Source organism: Bradyrhizobium sp. WSM3983 (assembly GCF_000473045.1).
In the GTDB taxonomy this organism is placed as follows: domain Bacteria; phylum Pseudomonadota; class Alphaproteobacteria; order Rhizobiales; family Xanthobacteraceae; genus Bradyrhizobium.
In genome coordinates this window covers 61,660-68,017 of the sequence record NZ_AXAY01000040.1, presented here as the reverse complement: position 1 = coordinate 68,017, position 6,358 = coordinate 61,660, and the positions used below count along the sequence as shown (strand labels likewise).

The window sequence follows — 6,358 nt, the reverse complement described above, 5'->3', positions numbered from 1 at the left end:
GTGCTCACTGCAGAGGCTCGTAACGAGGCGCCGAGCCGGACGGCAACTTGGCTTGGCGTTCTACTGATGATGCTGGGGATGCTCTCTATTTTGAGCTCGATCCGCTCGCTTCGGCACGCGGTGAGATTGCGCCACTGAAGCGCACTATCCTGGTTTGCCTGATCCGTCGTCGCGCCGTCGATGAGGTCTAGCGAGCTAGTATAGCGGAATTGCCACAGGTACAAAGTTCCGCGCGCATGCATTGAAGTTTGGCGCGGCCTTAGACGGACGTTCGAGTACGGTGACGGTCCCCCCTTTGGGATGGGACTGCATCATGCGGTACAAAGTGTTCGTGGTGGACAGCAGCCGGCACGTGATTTGTGCCGCAAAGCTCGACTGCATTGACGAGCAGGCGGCGAGACGTCGAGCCGAACAAATGTATGGCGAGCACGATGTTGAGCTTTGGGAAGGTGATCGCCTCGTTGCTGTATTTGGAGGTGAAACGTCGAACGAACAATCGAGGCGACCGCTCCGTCCTACATAGACGGCCGGTCTCACCGCCGGGTAGTTCGAACATTAGCCATGCCGGTCTAGCAGGTTGCCGACATGTCGCATCGAAGCTCAATGAGCTAAAGCCGCAGCCGCCAGATGCTCCCGGTACTCTGCCTCTGCGGGCAGTTTCCAATGCTGCCTACCAGGGTCTTGTTGCGCGTTTAAGCGCATCTTCCCACCATGGCGCGCGTGTCCAGGAGCGTGCGGAAGGCAACGCATTCATGCGCAGCTCGGAAGCAAGCGTCCCAGTGTCGGAATCCGAACCGACCGAGCGCGAGCACTCTTCTCTAATCGGTGGTTGCTGAGAACCGAACCATATTGGCGATCAGCCCGGCGCAAAGGCCGGGCTTGTTCGTCGCGCTCAGTGCTGCTTCCCGTTCAATTCTCTCAGCAAGGCATGTAGGAAGTCGCTGGCATGATCGTATTCGACGCGGCCATCGGCAACCGCGCGCGCGCGGACATAGGACATTGCCAACAGTCTCGGGATCGAGCGTGTTGACGCGCTCAGACCACAGCTCAAGTAGACCGTCAGGTATGTCGTCGCTGGATCTGAACAGCTTCGTGAGGCAATGCTCGCCGTCGTGCCTCTGATCGTGGTGCGCTTTGGCAGCATACAAGGCGAACAGACCGCGGAATGCTTCGCGGGAAACAGCGATCCTGGCCATTATTTCACCCAAATCACTGAAGTATCGCTACATTCTAGCAATCTAAAAAAGTCGCCTAAAATAACACAAGGCCGGCTCGGGAAAAATATGAAAGTGGGTCAGCAAAGTTGCCGCAAGCTGGTAGCTCGCCCATTCGTGTAGATGGAAAGTCTGAGTTCGCGGGGCACTTCCCTTTCTTTGCTCGGGCTGGGACCGCGCTTGAGAAGCAGCTCCGTCACATGCCGCGCTGGCAGCGTGCTCCAGGAGTGAGTGAGCTCTGAAGCGAGACCGTTGGTGCAATCCGGTGCCGGTATGGCTCGGTACAGGCCCTTTCGATAGACGACCTCGGCCTCCGAAAATCCCGCGTCCGCTTCCCGCTGTGGCAGCGCCCCTTCGCGCGGCATGGGCGGAGTTAGCGATGAGTATAGCGCAGGGGGGGGCGCGGCATAGGCGTCGGGCGCTTGCGGGTTTGGCCACTGACCTATGCCTAGGCGCCTTTTTTCCGCCCAGCACGAGTTTTCAGTTGGCTACCCGCTGCGATCTTGACCGGCGTTTCCGACTGACATCCGTTGCGCAATGCAGCGTCGAATGCGAACGGACGCTCGCCCCACTCGTACTCACTCGGGCTTGGGGATTCGGCCCTTGCCGGCGCATTTCGTGCAGCGACCCGGATAGATCTTGCGGCCGGGCTCCGGCTCTCGGACGGGCAACGATCCCGAGCCGTCGCAGGCGTCGCATTTGATTTCGGCGCGGCTGCCCTTGATCGTGCCTCGGCGGATGCGGAGAAAATCGATGCTGGTAACGTCGTTCGGGTGGGCGGTAGGGGGCGCGCGCCTCTGGATACCGGCGGTTTGCTCCTGGCATCGTACCGCCCGGCGAGCTCGAGCAGCCGTTTCCTCGTGAAGGGTCCGCCCGCTCCGGCAGATCGCGCGCACGCTGCGCGAAGCCCTGTAAAACTCTTCCACGACGCCACCCCGCAACATCACTGAAAGCTGGATTTCAGTACGACGACGAACGCGCGGCAAATCGGAAGCCGCACGTCTGCTCTTTTGCTGGGCGGCCATTTGAGTGACTCACAGATCCATTAGGTGGCGCTGCCGTTGAGAACGGCGGCGATCCAGCAGTTTAATGTCGGCGCGCCCATCATCGCGCTGGATGACATCGTCACCTCCTACGATGCCGATCATCGGCGCACTATTGCCGGGCTCATCGCGACCATGTTCGGTGGCAGCCAAATCCTGATTACCACCCACGACGAGCGGTTTTTCAACTTTTTGAAGGACCAGCTCGAGGCGTGGCACTTCACTCGGATCATTGGCCTCGATGTATTCCGCGAACGGCTCGCATCATGATCACATCTCCCGGCTGATGAACCCCTACTCGTTCTTGGAGGAGATCGAGTGGTTCAGATCCGGTAGAAATTCGCTGGCCGCGATTTCGGAGCTAAAGCGGCCCATCCAACCAAATGTCCTGTGCCTAAGCTAGGGACCGAACGGCAACACATCCACGGGAGGCTCGTTGGGACATGGCGATGCATGCTCTGCACCCGTCAGGGATAATGCGTATCGATTCATTCCAGCGAGGCTTCGCGCGTGTGGAGAACTGGGTTTTCGATCTCGACAATACTCTCTACCCGGCGCAAACGTCGGTTTGCTCGCAAATAGACCAGCGGATCACTATATTTGTCGCGCGTCTCTTCGGTCTTGATGGGCTCTCGGCGGAAGCTTTACAGCACTACTATTGTGAACGTTACGGTGCGACATTGCGCGGTCTGATCGTCGAGGATGGCGTAGCACCAGACTTCTTCCTCGACTTCGCACATGACATCGATCGCTCAGGACTTAAGCGCGACAAGGTACTTGCTGCCGCTATTGCGCGCCTACCCGGACGCCGCTTCATCTTCACCTCAGGCTCCGAAAACCATGCGCTTAAGACAGCTGCACAGCTCGGCATCGACCATCTTTTCGATGGCATTTTCGATATCGCGGCCTGCGATTTCGTGCCAAAACCCAATGAGCGCTGCTATCGTAGTTTCATCAAACGCTTCGGCGTCGATCCGTGCCAAGCGGCGATGTTCGAGGATATTGCCCGCAATCTTGATATTCCACACCGTCTCGGCATGACGACCGTGCTCGTCACGCCGACGAATCAAGCGATCCACGACGAAACCTCTAAATGTCAGACCGGCCTTACCTCTTGCGTCGATTTTGAGACGGATAACCTCGGTAGTTTTCTCACACAATTGCCAAATAGACGATCTCGGGAAGGCTGCTTCGGCCGTGAGCCTTCGGCTCGCTTGTGACGGTCCCACTTGTCCGCGTCGGCCTTGAACCGGGCATCGAAAGCCGCCGTTGGGGCGGGCTTACAATCGAAAGGACTGCAACAATGGCGGTGGACGAATCGCAGCAATGCATCATTGGGGCCGCGTTCAGTCTGGTCGTGTCGCGCATCATCGCATCATCGACGGGATGAATATTCCAGCGGTCAAGAGCGGCTATGAGTTCACGAACACCGATGCACCGCGGCTCTCCGTCGTATGTAAGCGCAACGTAAATCGGCTGGCTCAGTCTTGCTTGCCCAAAGCTCTTCGCTTGCCCCGGGATGACCGCGTCGAATCCCTTCATGTCGCACGTCCCGCGGCCATAGGCTCGCCCGTCTTTGACAACGAGCTTGAATGGATCGCTCAGCCATTCTTGTCCGTCGGCGGGCACGACATCAAGATGACCAGAAAGGATAATTCCGCCTGGTCCATCCCTAAACGTCGCGAACAGATTAGCCTTTCTCTGGCTGCTGTCGAAATCGAGCCGCACGTGCCCACCGCATCCTTCAAGATGAGCTCTCACCCAATCGACGCATTCGAAATTTGACCTGCCGCTCACCGTGTCGAACTCAACGAGAGCGCTCAGACAATTGAGCGTTGACTGGCTTGGTTGCACGGCTTCATCCCTTATGTTGTGCGGCTTCTACTCGTCCGTAAACTTGAGCTACAGCGATAGTTAAGGCGACCATTGGCGCTGCAATCAGCTTCGCAACGCGATCCAGCCGTGGCCTACTATTGCGTTGCGCTCACGCCGAGCTGAGGTACGACCACAAAATCGGAGCTCGTGGTGAACACCGCACCCGGCACCATCAATTTCGATCGTGCCTTGCCTGAGCCGATAAAGACGCGATCCTTTTTTCGTCGGCCTTTCGTCGACAAGGACGGTCCAATCGGGGGGAAGGCCTATCACAGTGATACTCCCATATTCCATCTGGGTGGCCTCCAGCACATGCTGCAGCGGCGCAACCGAAATCTTTCGCGCATTCACGCTTCTCCAGTTCTGCTATTTGCTCCGACAGGGCCTCCACATGCTTCAAGAGATTCTGGCAGAGGGGCCGGGCAGACGTCATATCCTGTCCCGGCCCCATAGCTGCCAACACAATGGGTTGCTTTCCGTGCCGCTCTCGGAAAGCACCGCTCGGAGCGGAACGAACGCGATGGCGATCGTCGGTCCGCGCCGATCAGCTCCGGCCGTAAACTTCGGCACCGCCGCCGCGCGCAGGGCCGGCGGTAGGATCGACGCCTTCAGGAAGATCGACGACGAGCGAATGAGTCGTCAAGATCAGCTTGGCCACCGACACCGCATTCTCGAGAGCGGCGCAGGTAACCTTGACGGGATCAATGACGCCGGCTTCGAACATGTCGGTAAATCTGCCGCTCCTGGCATCGAAGCCCGTGCCGGGTTGCTCGGCGACGACCCGTGTCACGATCATAGCGCCATCCTGTCCGGCATTGCCGGCGATGATCGCCAATGGGCGCTTGATCGCATCGCGGACCAGCATCGCACCGGCTTGTGCGCCATCAACCTCCTGATCCACCAACGGATCGAGCCGCGCTGCGACCTGCGCGAGGGCAGTACCGCCACCGGCCACCACACCTTCGCCACGGGCAGCCCGGGCTGCGTTAAGGCCATCTTCGAGGAGTTGCGCCGTGCGTTTTTGCTCGACCGGCGTGGCGCCGCCTGCGAGCAGGAGTGCGGTCCCGCGGGTGAGCTTTGCAAGGCGATCGGCCAGCTTGTCGCGCTCGATATTCTGCGGTGCCTCGTCCCACAGCTTCTGGACCAGTTGCCGCCGCCCGTCGATGGCCGCCTTGTCGCCATTGCCGCCCAGGATCACGGTCGCGGATGCGGATACCCTCGCGCGCGTCGCATTGCCCAGATCGGCGATCGTCACCTCCTCGATCCGGGCACCCAGGTCGCGCGCGATCACCCGGCCACCCGTCATGATCGCGAGATCCTCCATCATCGCCTTACGCCAATGGCCGAATTCCGGCGGATTGATCGCGACGACGGTGCCACGTCCCTGAAGCCGAGCCTGCATCACCGCCGCGATGACCTCAGGCGCGATCTCGTCAGCTACCAGCAGCAGCTGACGCCCGCTCTCCTTGAGCTGGTCGAGGATACGCAGGATCGGCTCGGCCGATGGCACTTTGTGGTCGGTCAGCAGGATCGCCGGATTGTCGAGTTCGGCGGCCAGGCTTGAACTGTCGGTCGCCATATGGTGCGATACGAATCCGCGATCGAGCACGAGCCCTTCGTCGACCTCCAGCCGCGTCGGTGAGCCCGGCAACGCATATTCGACATGGACGACGCCTTCGATGCCGACCCGCTCGAGCGCTTCCGCTATAAGCTCTCCCAGTGACGTCTCGGTGGCCGCCACGCTTGCAACCATGCGCAATTCGCCCTGACGCAGCGGCCGAGAGCCCTCTCGCAGTGCTTTGATGACCAGATCGCGGGCGTGGTCCATGCCGGCGACAACGTCGACCGCCTTGTGCTTGTGCTCGACCAGTTTCACGCCATCCTGCACCAGCGCATTGGCGAGCGCTATCGCGGTCGTGGTGCCGTCACCGGCGATCTCATTGGTCTGGGCGGACACCTCGCGAACAACCTGCGCGCCCAGATTCTCGAACCGGCAGGGTAACTCGATCTCGGCCGCGATGCTGACACCATCGCGCGACACCAACGGCGTCCCGATCGGGCGATCCATGATGACGTTGGTTCCCTTGGGACCGAGCGTACCGACTACAGCGCGGGCAAGCTGGTCCACGCCGCGCGCAAGCGCCGCCCTAGCGTCAGCATCGTAAAGCATGATCTTGGCCATCTATCGTCTCCTGTGTGCGCCGCCGTCCGTTGGGCAGAGCCTTG

5 protein-coding genes are annotated in these 6,358 nt (G+C 60.0%); 2 read left to right on the top strand and 3 right to left on the bottom strand.

Annotated elements, in window-relative coordinates:
• Positions 1 to 1,792: 1,792 nt before the first annotated feature.
• Positions 1,793 to 2,239: a hypothetical protein gene (locus YUA_RS50635; protein ID WP_027535171.1), complete on the bottom strand. Its 447-nt coding sequence runs from the start codon at positions 2,237 to 2,239 to the stop codon at positions 1,793 to 1,795.
• Between the two features lie 24 nt (positions 2,240 to 2,263).
• Here YUA_RS50635 and YUA_RS0137035 point away from each other — a divergent pair, with 24 nt between their 5' ends.
• Both YUA_RS0137035 and YUA_RS46280 read left to right on the top strand, forming a co-directional pair.
• Positions 2,264 to 2,527, top strand: a complete 264-nt coding sequence (locus tag YUA_RS0137035; protein WP_027535170.1) for a hypothetical protein — start codon at positions 2,264 to 2,266, stop codon at positions 2,525 to 2,527.
• A gap of 173 nt (positions 2,528 to 2,700) precedes the next feature.
• Entirely contained in the window at positions 2,701 to 3,477 is a 777-nt protein-coding gene (locus tag YUA_RS46280) for a pyrimidine 5'-nucleotidase (RefSeq protein ID WP_245285359.1), read from the top strand.
• Here YUA_RS46280 and YUA_RS52875 read toward each other — a convergent pair.
• Together YUA_RS52875 and groEL are read right to left on the bottom strand one after the other, a co-directional pair.
• Entirely contained in the window at positions 3,410 to 3,886 is a 477-nt protein-coding gene (locus YUA_RS52875; RefSeq protein WP_371259940.1) for a M20/M25/M40 family metallo-hydrolase, read from the bottom strand. The two genes, YUA_RS46280 and YUA_RS52875, sit on opposite strands and share 68 nt — an antisense overlap.
• Positions 3,887 to 4,676: 790 nt before the next feature.
• Positions 4,677 to 6,314 (bottom strand): chaperonin GroEL, encoded by a 1,638-nt coding sequence (gene groEL, locus YUA_RS0137010; RefSeq protein ID WP_027535168.1) that lies wholly within the window; start codon positions 6,312 to 6,314, stop codon positions 4,677 to 4,679.
• Positions 6,315 to 6,358: the final 44 nt, after the last annotated feature.